A 14,524-nucleotide genomic window follows, 5' to 3' on the forward strand; every position below is an offset into this window, starting at 1 on the left:
TAATTTACTTAATTGGACGCAAAGAGCCAACAACTTGAGCTTTTCCTAATTCTAGAACCAAACGTTGAGCTTGATGTTTGTAGAGTGGGAAAGGCAAGGTTCCTGGTAAATTTTTCATCAAGTTTCTAGCAACATTAAGACTGCATCCTGAAATTCGGGCAATAACATTGGCTCCTTCAAATTTTGCATCTTCTGTTAAAGCTCTGGCAATATGAACTTGCCAGTTTTTTAATGCCAGCCTAGTGTCTCCCTGCTCAACTCGCTGCAAACCATGGCTCGTTGCTAGTACAATCATGCGATCGCCCACTGCTAATCGAATATCTTCAGAAGGCATTAACTTTGGTGTTTCTGCTTCTTTTTGGTAAAGGATGGGAACAACTCCATAACCACAAGTTACGTCAGATAATAATAAACCATTCAGCGTATCATCAAGCTCAATTTGGTACTCTGTAACCAAAATAGTTGTGCGATCGACACGAAACAAATGAGTAATATTTTCTCCAAATGCTGCTCCAGCAAAAACTTCAGATGCTACAGCATTCACGCATAGAATTTGAGCCTTTGGCAAGAGTTCAGCCAAATTATTACTTAACCCTAGCCCTGTGGTACGAACAACCAAATTGCTTTCTGTATTGACATCATAGGTCATGAGACTGACTTCCAAATTCAGCATTTCATCATCAGTCACCACCACAACACTCTTTGCTGTCTTAAGATTTGCCCTAGCAAGAGACTCTGTTAGGGAACCGTTCAGGAGTGGCATTTTTGGCAAAAGAGACGCATCTAAATTTGTATTAAAGGTAATGCCAACAAGCGGCTGTTTAAACTCTTGTAAAATCTCTGCAATTCTTTGACCAATTCGCCCAAGCCCTACCACAACTACGTGATTTTTTTGGGGAACAGGTGGACGCCGCTTAATTAACTGAAACCTAGCGGCTAATAGTCTTTCTGTCAAAAAGCTGTAGAATATTCCTATCAGAACTGTACCACTAATTGTCATCCCCAAGCTAATCAGGCGCAACCAAAGAGGAACTGGTTGTGTAAAATCGAATCCTCCAAACAGATCGTTAAATCCTCCTAAGAGCAGCATAACTGAAGTCAAAAAAGCATTTATCAAGCTGATTTTGGGATAGGTTAACCGATAGAGAATAGTACCCAAAAGTAATAAAAAGACTACAATTACTCCACAAATTATACCAACCTGCTTGAGTCTATTTTTATCAGAATTTTGCCAAAATTCAGTTATGCTTTGCTTAAAAATGACCCAACTAAGCTGTTTAATTTTTGTTAAAATATGCTGGGGACTATACCAATTTTTTCTTATTGGTTGCTCCAAATAAGTGAGATTTAGATTTGTTGCTTCAATATAAACAATCGTGTCTCCGGGTATAATGCGTGCATCTAATTCCCATTCATCAAATACTTTCGTTGTAGCAGCATCAGATTGATAATGGAGGAGCCGACGGTTGTGAGTGTTCAGATCGTATAACAAACGGTTGTTGCACCAAGTGTCTGTTGACGAGATAACGCGTTTTACCACCCGCAACCACTGTCCTTCTAAATTAAATAATCCTAATGTCTCTGTACCAAGAGCAGCAAGGGCAAAGGCTGGAGCAGGTAACTGCGTAGGCTCAAAAGCAGTAAAGTTTTTTAAATGTTCGCTCAGTAACTCATTGAGATTTCTTTTTGAAGAACGGACAACTATACGAGTTTTGGGATTTAGCTTTCGTACTGCTAAAGCTGTCTCTGCATTCACTAGCTCGCTATTAGTGACTATAAGAGCTGCTCTGCACTGTAGAATTTGGGCTTGCTCCAAAACACTTGAGTGACGGCAATCACCTACGATCAAATTATCCAACAAATCTGGAAGTTGAGAAATTTCCCACTCTTGAGGCAGCTGTTTGTCTATAGCAATTACGCTCACTTCAAACAACTTCAGGGCAACAACACAATGTTGTCCCAAACTACCCAACCCACAAACCAAAAACCGATCTAACAGCACTTCGGTCTTTGCCACTCAGTGAAAAAATATTATATCACTGTCTTAAAAATAGGGAGTAGGGAGTAGGGCTATATTTCGCGTGACAACACCCTAGGTGGAGCTGTCTAAAAAGGTATTCCCAGGCGAGCCTGGTAACGAGGTGGGGGCGTCTGACCTTACCTTCTTGGTAACTCGATCGCAGGAATCGATGTGACAGGAGATTTTTCTGCGCTTCGCGATCGCGTGACGGAAGCCTTAAAGAATTTCCAAAGTAAAGGTATGGTTGTGTCTGATGATGGATATTGGAAAAAGAGCGATCGATATGCTTCTAAATTTTGACTCTCTCCGACGTAAACGTGCGGAGATTCCTTAGGAAGTTCTGCCGTATTTCCTAAGTATCCGGCTGTCAGCCTTTGTATACTCACCTAAATAACTTTATCAACCATTTCGGTTGTAGTTGGAGAAAAAGTACGTAAAAAAGATTTAAGTTGTGACCACCATAACTCGGCGGGGATTAAAATCAGGAGAGTATGGAGATAAACACAGGACTTTCGCACCTACAGATTCAATCATTGGTTCGATTGATGCTAGTTTATGTGCCGATAAATTATCCATAACTACTACTGCTCCCGGATAGGGGATTAATTTCTCTAATAAATATCATATAATCTCGTGCTTAAGTTCATTTGTCCGAATATATCTTACTATATATTTGTGTAATTAATTCTGTCCAACTACTTATGCAACCACAGTTGCTAGCCTGGGAGATTGCCGTTTTCCGTTCAACAGGAGATAAATAACTCATCAACTTGATACCAATCGTGTTGACTATGCATAAACAGCGTCAGACTTGTTGGCTAAACGACCATCTTCCATGTAAACAATGCGATCGGCAATATCTAAAATTCGGTAAATTGTTAGATTAGAGCGTCATCAGTCACTCGTCACTTGTCATTAGTGCATTGCAATTTACCAACGATCGATGACTATCTCATCCTAAAATTATTGACACCTATCCTACTTAAAAAATGTCTGCAGGATCGGCAGACTGTAATTTCCGCATCGCAACTGCACCGGATGCAATACACATTACCAGCGTCATAGCGAATACAAGCACGGCGCGATTCATTGACATCTGAACGGGAAGTAACGTGGCTTGAGCGATTAACCCATACAACCCAAATGAAATTGTATAACCTGGAACAAAGCCCAAAATTGCCAGAATTAATGCTTCTTGAAGTAGGACGCCGATCAGATAGCGATCGCTATATCCCATCGCTTTAAGCGTGGCGTATTCCGGTAAGTGATCGGACACATCTGAGTAAAGAATTTGATAGACGATAACGGTTCCTACCAGAAAACCGACGATCGTGCCAAAGCCAAAAATCACACCGATCGGGCTAACCTGACTCCAGTAATTTCGTTCTCGCTGAATATATTCCTCCTTCGTGAGAACCAGCACATCAGCAGGTAGTTTTGCTCTCAAAGTGGCTTGCACCCGTGCAATATTGACACCGGGTTTCAGGGAAATGGCACCAATATCAATTTCATCCGGTTGGCGTTCCGGAAATAGCCGCAGAAATGTAGAATCACTCACAATCAAATTGCCATCGGCTGAAAAGGATGCTCCCATCGCGAACACACCGACCACTTGAATATTAAAGTTGTTGAGTTGAACGGTTAGCGAGGGTGATTGTTGCAGCACCCTTGCAATATTGCCTAAATCGGGTCGAGCCGCTCGATCGAACAGGGCATAATTCAACATCTTGAGGAGATCGAATTTAACTTTCGCATCAGGTACTTCCATTGCAGGATTACTAGGGTTGAAACCATACACCTGCACCTGCCAAAAGGTTCGATTGTCGGGATTGCGCCATTGTCCAATCCCGGTGTATAGAGCATTCACCGAAGCAACGCCATCAGTGGCAAGAGATTGAAACAGTCGGGCGCGAGGAAAGGGTCTAATTGTGTTGATATTATCTGAGATGGCATTGGTTAAAAACAAATCACCACGCAATCGATAATGCATTCCTGTAGCAGAAACATAAGCAGATTCCATCAGTCCTAATTGGAAAAAGATAAGAATATCGGCAAAGGCAATACCTGAAATTGCTACCAGCAGACGAGTTGGTTCTCGTCTAACTTGCAACCATGCCAGGGGTATTTTACGAAGGAATTTACGCAGCATCGTGAATTAGGGTTGAATACGAACCTGTACTTGTAAATTGGTTAAACTAGCCACTCGTTTGCTAGAGTTTTTATCCAGACGGATTCTCACATCTACTACCCGCCCATCGAGATTTTCTCCTGGTTGGTTACTAAAAACTTCTTGCCGATCCACTTGCAGCCCAATCAGTTGGACTGTTCCTCGCAATTCTCCAGGAAAGGCTTCACTGGTAATAGTTGCTAATTGACCTGTGCGAACTCGATCGATATCAGTCTGGTAAATTTCTGCCACCACTTCCATTTGCTCGGTAAAACCTACATCCACAATTCCTGTTGCACCGATTGCTTCTCCAGTTTTGGTGCGTACCTCTAACACCTGCCCTGCGATCGGAGCGCGAATGTAGGATGCCGCTAACTCTGTTTCAGCCAGCTTGACGGCGGCGATCGCCTGGGATAGTTCAGCCTGAGCCACCCGCACATCAACTGGACGAACTTCTACAATTTGGTTTAGAGTCGCCTGGGCTTGTTTGATTTGGGCACGTAGCGTATCTGCGGTGCGATTGCGATTTGCCTGCACTTCCTTGAGTTGAGCTTGAGCTGTGTCTAACGTGAGTCGTAGCCGCTCCAGCACAGAAGCCGAGATCGCTCCTTCTTGATACAGTGACAAATAGCGATTGTATTCGGACTGTGCCACGTTTACTTCTGCCTGCCGTCGAGCGATGATTGCCGTCTGGCTGGTAATTTCTCCCTGCAACTCCTCCTGTAGCCGTACAATCTCCGCCTGTTGTGCTGAAATTTGCCCTAACTGTGCGCCCGCTTTGACCCGATCTAAATTGGCTTGTGCCACTCGCACCTGTTCTTGTGCTTGCAATAAGGCTGCTTGTAAGCGATCGCGGCTATCTAAAATGGCAATCACCTGATTGGCTCGAACTCGATCGCCGCGCTTAACCAGTAATTGTGCAATGCGATCGTTGTTTAATGTGGTCGGAGCCGCAACGCGCACCACTTCTGAAACAGGTTGCAGTCGTCCTAATGCAGTGACAGATTCATTAGCGGGAACCGTCACAACCGATCCAGTCGATTCTGGTTGGGTCAACGAAGACGTGTAATAGAATGAGACACCCGCGATCGCAATTCCTACGGCAAATAGAGCTAGCGTTGGGCGATTGAGCGTTTTGAGCGATTGCAATATCATTCCAACTTCATCCACCGATGGGTGTAAGTCATATCTCGCATAAAAGCCGTCAGGTCTAACACAAACGATGCGAGACAGAGAAATAAAACAGCACTACAAATCCCAAACACAACTGGACGACGGAAGGTAAACATGGCTGCGATCGCAACTCCACTCAAAACCGTCCAGATGATAGCAAGCCTGCGAAAATGGGGAACTCCCTGTTCAGCACCATATCGCTCTACGATCGCCTGCCGAGCCGCCTCAAGGTTTGTTTGGGTGGCTACCAGATCGGCCTCTAACTTTGCCGGAATACCAACCCAGTAACTGTAGGCTGCACCAATGAGACTACCCCCAAGCAATGTGAGCGCGATCGCACCGGCAAACCAGGCGCGTCGATATTTTGTCCGCTTGTCGTACCAGACGCCCCAGGTAGCAACTGCTGCAACGGCTACAGCAATCATGTAGATAAGTAGATCGCGGCTTAAGGCATCGTAAAAATTACGAATAAGCAAATCAGCATTCATTGGTTTCAATTCAGAAAAACTTGAAACTAAGAATCACAAATGCAACTGACTTTTGCACACCCGAATTCATCATTCATCCAATCAATAATGGGTGGTGAAAGTTCACAAAATACGGAGTTTCCGAAAGTTCTCCCATTGCTCGTCAGCATGAATGATTTGCATGGCAGTATTGGATTCTCTGACTCTGACGAATGGAGTCATTTGAGCTTGAATTGCAGTAATTTGATTGTTGCGATTTAGTTGAAGAACCAGTGCAAAGCTATTTTGTACAGTTACCCCAGTTTGCTTAAGAGTATATCGTCCCTGCGCTTCTACTAGCACTGTTCGGTTGTCTTGCCCCATACTAATTCGCTCATTGCTGAAATCGAGTCGATCGAAAGACTCTAATCCAGTCAATAGTTGCTCTAAGGTTGCCTTACGTCCCTCAACCCTCGTATTAAAAGCTTCAAAGGTGGCATCAGCGGTAAAAAGTTGTTCCAATCCATCAGTATTTTTACGCTCCAAATTGTTCAAAAATGCTTCAGCAACTTGGGTTGATTGAGAATTTGCCTGCGTTGTCACTGGATAGATTTCAGTAGCGATCGTAAGTGCCAACGTCATTGCAACAGTGGTCAAGAAAGGAAATCGCATAGTAACCTCTCTGCTAGTGAAAATTGTGCCCCACGAAACTTACCCACCAATTCCAATCAATTCATTGCGCTAAAATCACAAATTCGTGCAGCTTTACTACGATTTTTGGAGCGTGATACCTCACCCATTGGGAACATTCGAGCCATCATCGCATCCCAGGCACGATCGGATAACAGACGACGCATCCAGAAGAAAATTTTTCCGCCCAAGCCAACTTTATAACGAGTTTGAGGACGACGCACCAGAACCGCTTGAACGATTACTTTTGCGACATCTTCTGGTGTTAAAATCCCCCAAGCATTCTCTGCAAACATCTGCTGAACCTGTGCTTCCATATTGCGCTTGAATGCAGCGTAAGGACTATCATCCCCTGTTTGCGGCATCAATGAATAAAGCTTTTCCACAAACGGCGTTCGCACCCCTGTCGGTTGAATTAAAACAATATCCACTCCAAAGGGTTTGACTTCACACCGCAATGCGTCAGTAAATGATTCAACGGCATACTTACTGGCGTGATAAGCACCATTTCCCGGTGTGGTAAACGTTCCACCTATCGAACCCACATTGATAATGCGCCCATAACCCTGCGATCGCATTCCTGGCAATACCAGTTGACACATCCGCAGTAAGCCAAACACGTTGGTTTCAAACTGACGGCGAACATCATCCATTGTTAACTCTTCTAAAGGACCAATCTGGTTATATCCCGCGTTGTTAATCAGTACCGAAACCCCCCCATGCCTTGCTTCAATCGATCGCACAGCCGCCAACATCGATGCTTCATCGGTAATATCGAGTTGAAGCACATGACACCCTTTTACCGCCAGATTGCTGAGAGATTGAGGATTCCGAGCGGTTGCATAGGTGATGAATCCGGCTGATTTAAGGGCGATCGCGGTCATTTCTCCGATTCCAGAAGAAGCACCCGTAACCAATGCCACTCCACGTTGTGTTGTCATCATTGTAGGCTCCTTTGAGTTTTTAATTACTTAATTTTAAGTAAGTTAGCGAGCAAAAAAAATTAGCGGCGACGCATTCCATCCAACAGAATATCGATCGTATCCCGCGCTAGAACCTGCTTGGGAATGGTCTTGTACCGATGCATATCATGCGCTGTATCAATCAGGGAAAGAAACATCGTAGCCATGAGTTTAGAATCAACCAAGCGAATTTCTCCCCGCTCGTAAGCCTGCGCTAGAACTTGCTGGATTGGCTGTACGAGAGAAACCTCTCCTAACTCCATGAGAGTTTGAGCGTGGTCTGGAGAAAGGGCTGGCAGATCCGAGCGTGCCAGACGGATCATATCGAGTGGAGGTTGTGCTAACAACCAATCCGCCATCAAATTCAGTTGACTGGACAGACTCGGTTCTGCCTCGGAAATGGCGCGATTCAATCCGTCGAGATGTCGCATGAAACTACGTTTGATCACCTCAACAAACAACTCCTCTTTACCACCGGGAAAGTGATAGTAAAGGGCAGCCTGACGTACCTTAAAGGCATCTGCGATATCTCGCAAGGTGACTGATGTATAGCCGCGCTCCCCAAATAGAGCTTCTGCTAATTGCAGCAGTTGCTCTCGCGAATCTCCTGATTTTGCCTTAGCGTTCACACTTTTTCTACTCGAGCAGGCGACTTACTTAAATTATAGTAAGTAGCATAGCGAGCGTGTAAAAAGTTGTCAAGAGTCTCCTGTTTCCAGTTTTGGGATCGTGATAGTCTTTGGGGCTCCCTTCCCTAGAGAACGACTCGTTCTGGTTGCGCTCGCCGCAAGCGTTGTCGAGCAGTTCGGAGGAAACCCGCCCGCCTGGGCAGAGCGAGTTGGAAATTTCAGTCACAATGGCATCAACACTGTCTGGAAAAATACCTTTGCGAAGAACAGCCGTGGCGAAAGGATCGTTAAGATTCTCGCCAATTTCCTGTTCGCTCATAGGTGCTACGCACGAGTCTATTCCATCAATGAAACGAAATATCTTGCCTGGTCTACTGGAGTGCAATTTGCGTTAGCTCGTGCAACGAGGGTTCGTTCTTGAGAGGTGAGAACTTGTTGTTTGTCTTTAGAACTCCTTAATTGAAAATTACCTGTTGTGAATTGTTTTTGTGTTGTCGTTAGAGCTTGGGCTGGGAGTGAATGACTCAGAAAGCACGAACTTCCCGATACAAAGAGTATGAATGCGGTGAGAATAACAAATTTTGCGAAACCAAATATTGGGCATTTTTTCCTCACCTTCTTTTTTCCTTCGGTTAAGTAGGAACTTACGCCTAGCCTCTCTTTTTAAGGGGGTTGAGGGATCTGCAACACGTGAAATCCCCAAAATACCGTTGAGCTTGCGTAAGCCCTATTAAGTTTAAAAGCTTTCCTGATTATCTAAATGCCCGCAAAAGCCACTTATGCAGTTGAGCGAAGAAAGTATTATTTTTTAAACTTGAAATTCTTAAATGTTTTTAAAATTGATATGTAATCCTCTACAGATGTAGATTTAGTAATGTAAGTAGCCCCCAGAGAAGTAGCTGTTTCTCTAGACTGAATTAAATCTGAATGACTCATTATCAAAAAAGGTATATCTTTCAAGCTTGGTTGTTTCTTCAGCCACTTAAGTAATTTGATTTCATCCATAACAGATGAATTTTTATCTAATAAAATAGCGTCCGGTAATGGATAACGTTTTCTGTTATCGTATTGTCCTATACCTAGCAGGTAATCTATAGCTTTTTCAGCACTTTCTACATATTGAATCATAATATTTAATTTAGCTTTAGCTATAGCACGAAAGATGAGAGCTAAATTATTGGTGTTATCTTCTACTAACAAAAATAACACTGGCAATTCAATATTTGTCATTCTTGACAATTAGAACATTCCTCACGCTGATAAGGTTACATAACGAATTCTGCTATAAGAGTATACCTATTTATTTAGTATTAAATTGAATGTAAGATGTTAATTTTTTATGTTATGATTCTTACAATTATAAATTCATACTTTAGATAGATGAAATACCCGTGAGGTAACCGCCCTCTTCCGTGGCTTTCAGCGCCCAGAGTGGTACTAAGTAGGAATAGCCTCCCAATCGGTTCAAAATTTGTCTTTACACGTATTACATCTCCAATCCATCTGTTGCCAACTTTTGCAAATACTTGGGTGGTACACTATCTACCAACCACACTCCATTGTCCGAACAATAGAAGGTATAACCCGCTTGGTGCATAGCTGCTGCATCAACCAAAAACACCACGGGTTTCCCATGTCTTGCGCCGACAGTTTCTGCTGTGGCAACATCCTTTGATAGATGTACGTGATGGCGCGACATTTTACACAACCCAGTTTGCAGTATTAGCTCTACAGATTTGTGTCCGGTACCGTGATAAAGCACATCTGGAGGAACGACGGGTTCTAATTGTAAATCAATATCTACGCTGTGTCCTTGGTTTGCGCGAATTAAAGTCCCCGTAGCATCAAAAGAAAAGCGTTGTTTATCGTTGTTTGCAACAACTTCATCGAGTTCTTCACGAGTGATGGGAAATCGGTTGTTTCTACAAGCTGCTAAAAGATCCTTGACAGCTACCCAACCACCAGCAGAAAGTTCAATTCCAATACGTTCGGGTTGGTGTCGGAGGTGTCTGCTAAGGTATTTGCTAATTTTAACTAGGCGTGAATTGTCCATAGTTTACTTTATGGGGGAGAGGCAGAGGGCACTACTGTAGGGTGGGCAATGCCCATCCTCTTTGTAGTACGCGTATTTCACAATTCTTACATAGATTGCTATGGCTTTTCAGATTTATTTTGTAAAAGTTCTTTGACAGCTTGAGCAATGAAAGTCTCATTATGAAGCTCAGAATTATCAATCTCTAGATCCCAAGGAAGATTAACTAACAATGCACGCTCGTTAATTTCTCTTAATCTTTCGTCTGAAACAGGAATATGGGCTGATGCATCTCTAGCCATAACTCGCTGAATACAGGTATCTAAAGGAGCTTGTATATGAATGAATGATACGTGAAATCCCTGACGCAAGGCGGCTAAGAGATCGGGAAAAGTATGAGCAGTTCCCGTAGACTCAATACAAAGGATGCGATGGTGTTTTGCTAGCTCATCTAGTGTTTCCAGTACGATTTGGAATCCTCGTTTCTCAAGAGCAATTCCTTCTAACTTTGGCTCTAACTGAAGAAGTTCAACAAATATGGATTCAATTCGTAAAAATTTTACGTCTAAATATTTTTCTAAAACACCACCGATGAAGGTTTTGCCAGATCCCTTCATTCCTACAAGCAGTAATAAGGTACATTGTTTTGTATTTAAAGATGAGTACATACAAGAATCGCAAGATTTTGATAGTGAAGCAAGAATTAAATAGCTGAGCAAAGAGTGTTTGCCTAAACTAAACGAATGACGAATTAGGAAGAACTATGGCAGATCTACTGCACTCCTATCGCTAGCCTTGCTCGGAAGAAATTTTGTCAGAGGTTTTATGATAACTGACCAATTACTTTTTGCGTTAAAACTTGTTGCTACCTTGGGCTGTGGGCTAGTGGCTGGAGTCTTTTTCGCTTTCTCAACCTTCGTGATGAGTGCTCTTGCTCGACTTCAGCCACGGGAAGGTATTGTTGCTATGCAATCGATTAATATAACAGCCATCAATCCATTGTTTATGGTAGCGCTCTTTGGCACGGCTTTGGCGTGTCTTTTTCTAGCGATCGCCTCGCTGTTAAAGTGGCATCAACCCGGTGCAGTCTATTGGCTGGTTGCTAGCTTACTCTATCTCGTTGGTACTGTTGTGGTGACGATCGCTTTCAATGTGCCGTTGAATGATGCCTTAGCGATCGCCAAACCAGATACTACTGAAGGCGCAAATCTATGGGCTCGATATCTAACCAACTGGACGTTCTGGAACCATGTTCGGACAATAGCAGCGTTTGGAGCAGCAGTATTGCTAACTGTGTTTAAGACCTGAAATGAGTTAGTTAGCTGGAGTAATTTCATCTGCTACGGCCACAATCAATTTGTTGTGAACTTGATGCCACAACTCTGCTTGTTCCAGATATGGATTCATTCCCGGAAACGGATTTTGCACAATTTGTTTTTCCATCACTCTTTCTACCAAATCTCACACACTGTTGAGCGATAAACTTACTCCTGGAGCCAATTTTAGCCTTGAAAATTGGCTGCTTTCAACTTGTGAGGAGGTACATTATATATTCTGATGACTCACAATATATAAGAATTATGAAAAATGTTAAGTACTGCCGGGTTTTTCAAAAGAACCTGTCAAATAAAAAGTGACTCATGTATGTGTGCAAGTGCCATAGCATGAGTCAAAAGGTATCAATGTGAAAGACAAGGTATACATATTTTATGTCTTGATGCGAAATACACCCTCATAGTGAAAGATAAGTACACCCTGTATTTAAAGAACTGGCACCCTGTGTTTACTGATTTCAGTATGCAGTAGGGATAAAAGTTTTTTCTCATTCAACAGTAGCATTTACTACTTACTCCTTTAGATAGAGGTTTTTAAGAAACCGCAGGCTGTGGCAGATGTATGCAGAATATATTTGTAGGCTACTAACCCTCTTTCAAGAAATAAGGCAGATGGCAGAGGGTAGAGGGCAGCTATGTAAGAGGATTTTACTTGTTTCTTTCATTGATTACGGGTAAGTGAACGTCACTCGTGCGCCAGCTTCTAAGAAACCTATGCTGATTTAGCAGATCGTACAAGAACTGCAAAATATCCCTGAAGACAAACTTACAGAACTTTATAACCTATTCACTGTTTTAGGCTAGGTTTAAATCAAGAACATACATATAGCAGTTCTCACTTGAATGAAGTACAGATTTATTTACTACGGGCTGCGTTCATCAGCGGTTCCATAACTTTTTTATGTATTATGAAAACGTTATGCCAAATGACTGGAAGCATCCCAATTTGAGAGTGATGACAGAGCAAGAGATATTTGAACATTTATTCACCATTGCGGAGCAATCCGACGACACTGGTGGAGTCGTAAGTTCGTGCTTGGTACGACAAGGAAATATTGTGGCTGTTGGAATCAGTTGTAACGACGGCAAACATGCCGAATATGTACTTCTGCGTCAGATTGAATTCTCTGGTATGTCAGTTCTTCCGGACGACATCGTATATACAACAGTAGAGCCATGTGGAAAACGCACTCCTGGAGGACAGGGCGAATATATGGGGGACTGTACAACTAACTTGATTCAAGCAGGTGTACGATATGTGGTTTATGCGGCTCCCGATCCAGACGCATCAGCGCAAACTCGGTACAAGTTCGAGCAAGCTGGTTGCTCGCTCCGTCAAGTAAACGATCCCCACGTCATCCGTCAAGCGATCGCGCTCTTCAACTCAACAGTAACTTCCACATCAGATGCCTTACCCCAATAACTCTTGCAGAATATAAAAAATAATCAAGAATCAAGATTCTATAATGAAGGTCTTAAAGTATAAAAAGCCCCAAGGAGCACCACAGCTTTCAGGTAGGCAAACACCTTTTCTACAAGTACACATAAGACATAGGGGTACCGCCGTACAGTATTATCTGTTATTAAATGACAGATTAGGTGAGTGCATGGTATTCCTCATCATGGCAAGCGATAAGCGAAGCTTAAAGGCTTAAGCAGTATCGCATTTGAAAGTAGAGTTTGTCCTAGAAAAATCTTCGGTTTACCGTAATTTTTGGTAGGGTTAAATCATTTTACGGTCATCATGAAATAGAAAGTAGTTTAAGCCGAATCTCTAAGGAGTTTAGTAGCAATATCATAAAAACATCAAGCCAAAAACAAGAACGCAGTTTCTACTTATTCATAATACCTATGACACTCATTCGTTACAATCCCTGGCAAGAACTAAACGCAATCCAACGCCTGTTTGAAGAAACCAAAGTTCCATTTGAAAGAGAGTTCGTAAAAGTTCCTGCTGCCGAACTGACCCAAACTCCGGATGCGGTGTACCTCAAGCTAGAACTTCCAGGAATAGACGCTAAAGATTTAGATATCCAAGTGACAGAAAACACCGTTTCTATTAGTGGAGAGCGCAAGGGAGAAACCAAGACCGAAGACAAAGGCGTAACTCGAACTGAGTTTCACTACGGTAAGTTTCAGCGCGTCATTCCATTGCCTGTAAAAATTCAAAATACTGATGTTAAGGCTGAATACAGAGATGGTATTTTGAATCTGACTCTGCCAAAGAAAGAAGAAGAAAAGAACAAAGTCGTCAAAGTGAATCTAGAACAGCCAGCTGCTTAATTAAGTGTTTAATAGATAAATTTCCTTACACATAGATTCAACCCCGGTCCAGTCAAAGTTACCGGGGTTTTTCTTAGGAATAGCGATGCTCTTACAGTGGGTGCTTCACAATCATCGCCTCCGCAATTGCTTTGCTTATTGATGTATTCTAGTTAACAAAGGAAAAATTATGTGAAACTAGACTTATAAGTAAAATTATCTTCAGTCATAGGAGTCCTTAGCGAATGATTCATCACATTTCTATCCCTGCATTGAATCCATGTCATGTTGCTTCAGTATTGGCTGAACTCTTCAATGGGTATTCTGCTCCTTTCCCATCTCATCCAGGCAGCTATGTGGCATTTGCTGTCGATGAGTATGGAACTCTCATTGAAGTGTATCCTCTTGGGACTGAGATGATTCCAGGAAAAGGCGATGAACCGATACAATACCAAAACCAAAATTTCTCAAACCCGTTTATTGCTACCCACGCTGCTATCTCAATACCACTTAACCAGTCGCAAATTGAGTCTATTGCTGAGCGTGAAGAGTGGCGGTGCGTGCGGTGTAGTCGCGGTTACTTCGAGATAATTGAGTTTTGGGTTGAAAACGCCGTGTTGCTCGAACTAGCAACTCCAGAGCTAGCACAACAATATATTACCGCTTTAGCACCAGAGAAATTAGCTGCATATTTTGCTCAAAGAAATTCTTAATTTAGAGGAAGTTCCTGCCATTGTTCGCGAACTGAATGATGAAGATATACTCAAAATTGCTCTGATAGAAAACTTTGCCCGTTCTGGGCTGCCTTC

18 protein-coding genes are annotated in these 14,524 nt (G+C 42.7%); 4 read left to right on the top strand and 14 right to left on the bottom strand.

What is annotated here, in order from left to right:
- Positions 1-4: 4 nt before the first annotated feature.
- The 13 genes from HC643_RS15120 to HC643_RS15180 all read right to left on the bottom strand — a co-directional run bounded on the left by HC643_RS15120 (position 5) and on the right by HC643_RS15180 (position 10,787).
- A complete protein-coding gene (locus tag HC643_RS15120; RefSeq protein WP_038074567.1) occupies positions 5-2,017 on the bottom strand; it encodes an NAD-binding protein in 2,013 nt (670 codons plus the stop codon).
- 140 nt (positions 2,018-2,157) lie between these two features.
- Complete coding sequence (locus HC643_RS15125) at positions 2,158-2,406, bottom strand: hypothetical protein (protein WP_137986294.1); 249 nt, start codon at positions 2,404-2,406, stop codon at positions 2,158-2,160.
- A gap of 58 nt (positions 2,407-2,464) precedes the next feature.
- Positions 2,465-2,623, bottom strand: coding sequence for a transposase (locus HC643_RS15130; protein ID WP_272900268.1), 159 nt, complete (start codon positions 2,621-2,623; stop codon positions 2,465-2,467).
- Positions 2,624-3,002: 379 nt separating this feature from the next.
- On the bottom strand, positions 3,003-4,169 hold the full coding sequence (devC, locus tag HC643_RS15135; protein ID WP_038074564.1) for an ABC transporter permease DevC: 1,167 nt from the start codon (positions 4,167-4,169) through the stop codon (positions 3,003-3,005).
- Between the two features lie 6 nt (positions 4,170-4,175).
- Positions 4,176-5,342 carry an ABC exporter membrane fusion protein gene (locus HC643_RS15140; protein WP_038074562.1) on the bottom strand — a complete coding sequence of 389 codons (1,167 nt, stop codon included), beginning with the start codon at positions 5,340-5,342 and terminating at the stop codon, positions 4,176-4,178.
- Positions 5,339-5,848 carry a hypothetical protein gene (locus HC643_RS15145; RefSeq protein WP_038074560.1) on the bottom strand — a complete coding sequence of 170 codons (510 nt, stop codon included), beginning with the start codon at positions 5,846-5,848 and terminating at the stop codon, positions 5,339-5,341. Before HC643_RS15145 ends, HC643_RS15140 begins: the two co-directional genes overlap by 4 nt.
- Positions 5,849-5,950: 102 nt before the next feature.
- Positions 5,951-6,478 (bottom strand): nuclear transport factor 2 family protein, encoded by a 528-nt coding sequence (locus HC643_RS15150; RefSeq protein ID WP_038074558.1) that lies wholly within the window; start codon positions 6,476-6,478, stop codon positions 5,951-5,953.
- A gap of 56 nt (positions 6,479-6,534) precedes the next feature.
- Entirely contained in the window at positions 6,535-7,440 is a 906-nt protein-coding gene (locus HC643_RS15155; RefSeq protein ID WP_202048622.1) for an SDR family NAD(P)-dependent oxidoreductase, read from the bottom strand.
- Positions 7,441-7,499: 59 nt separating this feature from the next.
- Positions 7,500-8,087 (bottom strand): TetR/AcrR family transcriptional regulator, encoded by a 588-nt coding sequence (locus HC643_RS15160; protein ID WP_038074552.1) that lies wholly within the window; start codon positions 8,085-8,087, stop codon positions 7,500-7,502.
- 28 nt (positions 8,088-8,115) lie between these two features.
- The gene (locus HC643_RS15165) at positions 8,116-8,472 is read right to left on the bottom strand and encodes a hypothetical protein (RefSeq protein ID WP_137986295.1); all 357 of its coding nucleotides are present in this window, start codon (positions 8,470-8,472) and stop codon (positions 8,116-8,118) included.
- A gap of 416 nt (positions 8,473-8,888) precedes the next feature.
- Entirely contained in the window at positions 8,889-9,317 is a 429-nt protein-coding gene (locus tag HC643_RS15170; RefSeq protein ID WP_050045808.1) for a response regulator, read from the bottom strand.
- A 256-nt stretch (positions 9,318-9,573) separates the two neighbouring features.
- Positions 9,574-10,140, bottom strand: a complete 567-nt coding sequence (locus HC643_RS15175) for an RNA 2'-phosphotransferase (RefSeq protein WP_038074547.1) — start codon at positions 10,138-10,140, stop codon at positions 9,574-9,576.
- A gap of 98 nt (positions 10,141-10,238) precedes the next feature.
- Complete coding sequence (locus HC643_RS15180; protein WP_137986296.1) at positions 10,239-10,787, bottom strand: nucleoside/nucleotide kinase family protein; 549 nt, start codon at positions 10,785-10,787, stop codon at positions 10,239-10,241.
- A 157-nt stretch (positions 10,788-10,944) separates the two neighbouring features.
- Between HC643_RS15180 and HC643_RS15185 the strand changes: the two genes are divergently transcribed.
- Positions 10,945-11,427 (top strand): anthrone oxygenase family protein, encoded by a 483-nt coding sequence (locus HC643_RS15185; protein WP_038074541.1) that lies wholly within the window; start codon positions 10,945-10,947, stop codon positions 11,425-11,427.
- Between the two features lie 6 nt (positions 11,428-11,433).
- On the opposite strand, the gene HC643_RS15190 is transcribed toward HC643_RS15185, so the two are convergent.
- Positions 11,434-11,562 carry a DUF4058 family protein gene (locus HC643_RS15190; protein ID WP_202048623.1) on the bottom strand — a complete coding sequence of 43 codons (129 nt, stop codon included), beginning with the start codon at positions 11,560-11,562 and terminating at the stop codon, positions 11,434-11,436.
- An 810-nt stretch (positions 11,563-12,372) separates the two neighbouring features.
- On the opposite strand from HC643_RS15190, the gene HC643_RS15195 reads away from it, so the two are divergent.
- The 3 genes from HC643_RS15195 (at position 12,373) to HC643_RS15205 (ending at position 14,428) form a co-directional block, all read left to right on the top strand.
- Positions 12,373-12,876: a cytidine/deoxycytidylate deaminase family protein gene (locus HC643_RS15195; RefSeq protein WP_050045809.1), complete on the top strand. Its 504-nt coding sequence runs from the start codon at positions 12,373-12,375 to the stop codon at positions 12,874-12,876.
- A 428-nt stretch (positions 12,877-13,304) separates the two neighbouring features.
- A complete protein-coding gene (locus HC643_RS15200; protein ID WP_038074536.1) occupies positions 13,305-13,736 on the top strand; it encodes an Hsp20/alpha crystallin family protein in 432 nt (143 codons plus the stop codon).
- Between the two features lie 224 nt (positions 13,737-13,960).
- Entirely contained in the window at positions 13,961-14,428 is a 468-nt protein-coding gene (locus HC643_RS15205) for a hypothetical protein (protein WP_038074534.1), read from the top strand.
- The last annotated feature ends 96 nt before the right edge of the window (positions 14,429-14,524 follow it).

The organism is Tolypothrix bouteillei VB521301 (assembly GCF_000760695.4).
Lineage (GTDB): Bacteria > Cyanobacteriota > Cyanobacteriia > Cyanobacteriales > Nostocaceae > Scytonema > Scytonema bouteillei_A.

What these genes read in the sequence shown, in the direction of transcription:
- HC643_RS15185 (WP_038074541.1), top strand. Translation starts at nt 10,945, where the DNA reads ATGATAACTGACCAATTACTTTTTGCGTTAAAACTTGTTGCTACCTTG.
- HC643_RS15200 (WP_038074536.1), top strand. Translation starts at nt 13,305, where the DNA reads ATGACACTCATTCGTTACAATCCCTGGCAAGAACTAAACGCAATCCAA.
- HC643_RS15195 (WP_050045809.1), top strand. Translation starts at nt 12,373, where the DNA reads ATGCCAAATGACTGGAAGCATCCCAATTTGAGAGTGATGACAGAGCAA.
- HC643_RS15175 (WP_038074547.1), bottom strand. Translation starts at nt 10,140, where the DNA reads ATGGACAATTCACGCCTAGTTAAAATTAGCAAATACCTTAGCAGACAC.
- HC643_RS15155 (WP_202048622.1), bottom strand. Translation starts at nt 7,440, where the DNA reads ATGATGACAACACAACGTGGAGTGGCATTGGTTACGGGTGCTTCTTCT.
- HC643_RS15145 (WP_038074560.1), bottom strand. Translation starts at nt 5,848, where the DNA reads ATGAATGCTGATTTGCTTATTCGTAATTTTTACGATGCCTTAAGCCGC.
- HC643_RS15190 (WP_202048623.1), bottom strand. Translation starts at nt 11,562, where the DNA reads ATGGAAAAACAAATTGTGCAAAATCCGTTTCCGGGAATGAATCCATAT.
- HC643_RS15140 (WP_038074562.1), bottom strand. Translation starts at nt 5,342, where the DNA reads ATGATATTGCAATCGCTCAAAACGCTCAATCGCCCAACGCTAGCTCTA.
- HC643_RS15150 (WP_038074558.1), bottom strand. Translation starts at nt 6,478, where the DNA reads ATGCGATTTCCTTTCTTGACCACTGTTGCAATGACGTTGGCACTTACG.
- HC643_RS15170 (WP_050045808.1), bottom strand. Translation starts at nt 9,317, where the DNA reads ATGACAAATATTGAATTGCCAGTGTTATTTTTGTTAGTAGAAGATAAC.
- HC643_RS15205 (WP_038074534.1), top strand. Translation starts at nt 13,961, where the DNA reads ATGATTCATCACATTTCTATCCCTGCATTGAATCCATGTCATGTTGCT.
- HC643_RS15180 (WP_137986296.1), bottom strand. Translation starts at nt 10,787, where the DNA reads ATGTACTCATCTTTAAATACAAAACAATGTACCTTATTACTGCTTGTA.
- devC (WP_038074564.1), bottom strand. Translation starts at nt 4,169, where the DNA reads ATGCTGCGTAAATTCCTTCGTAAAATACCCCTGGCATGGTTGCAAGTT.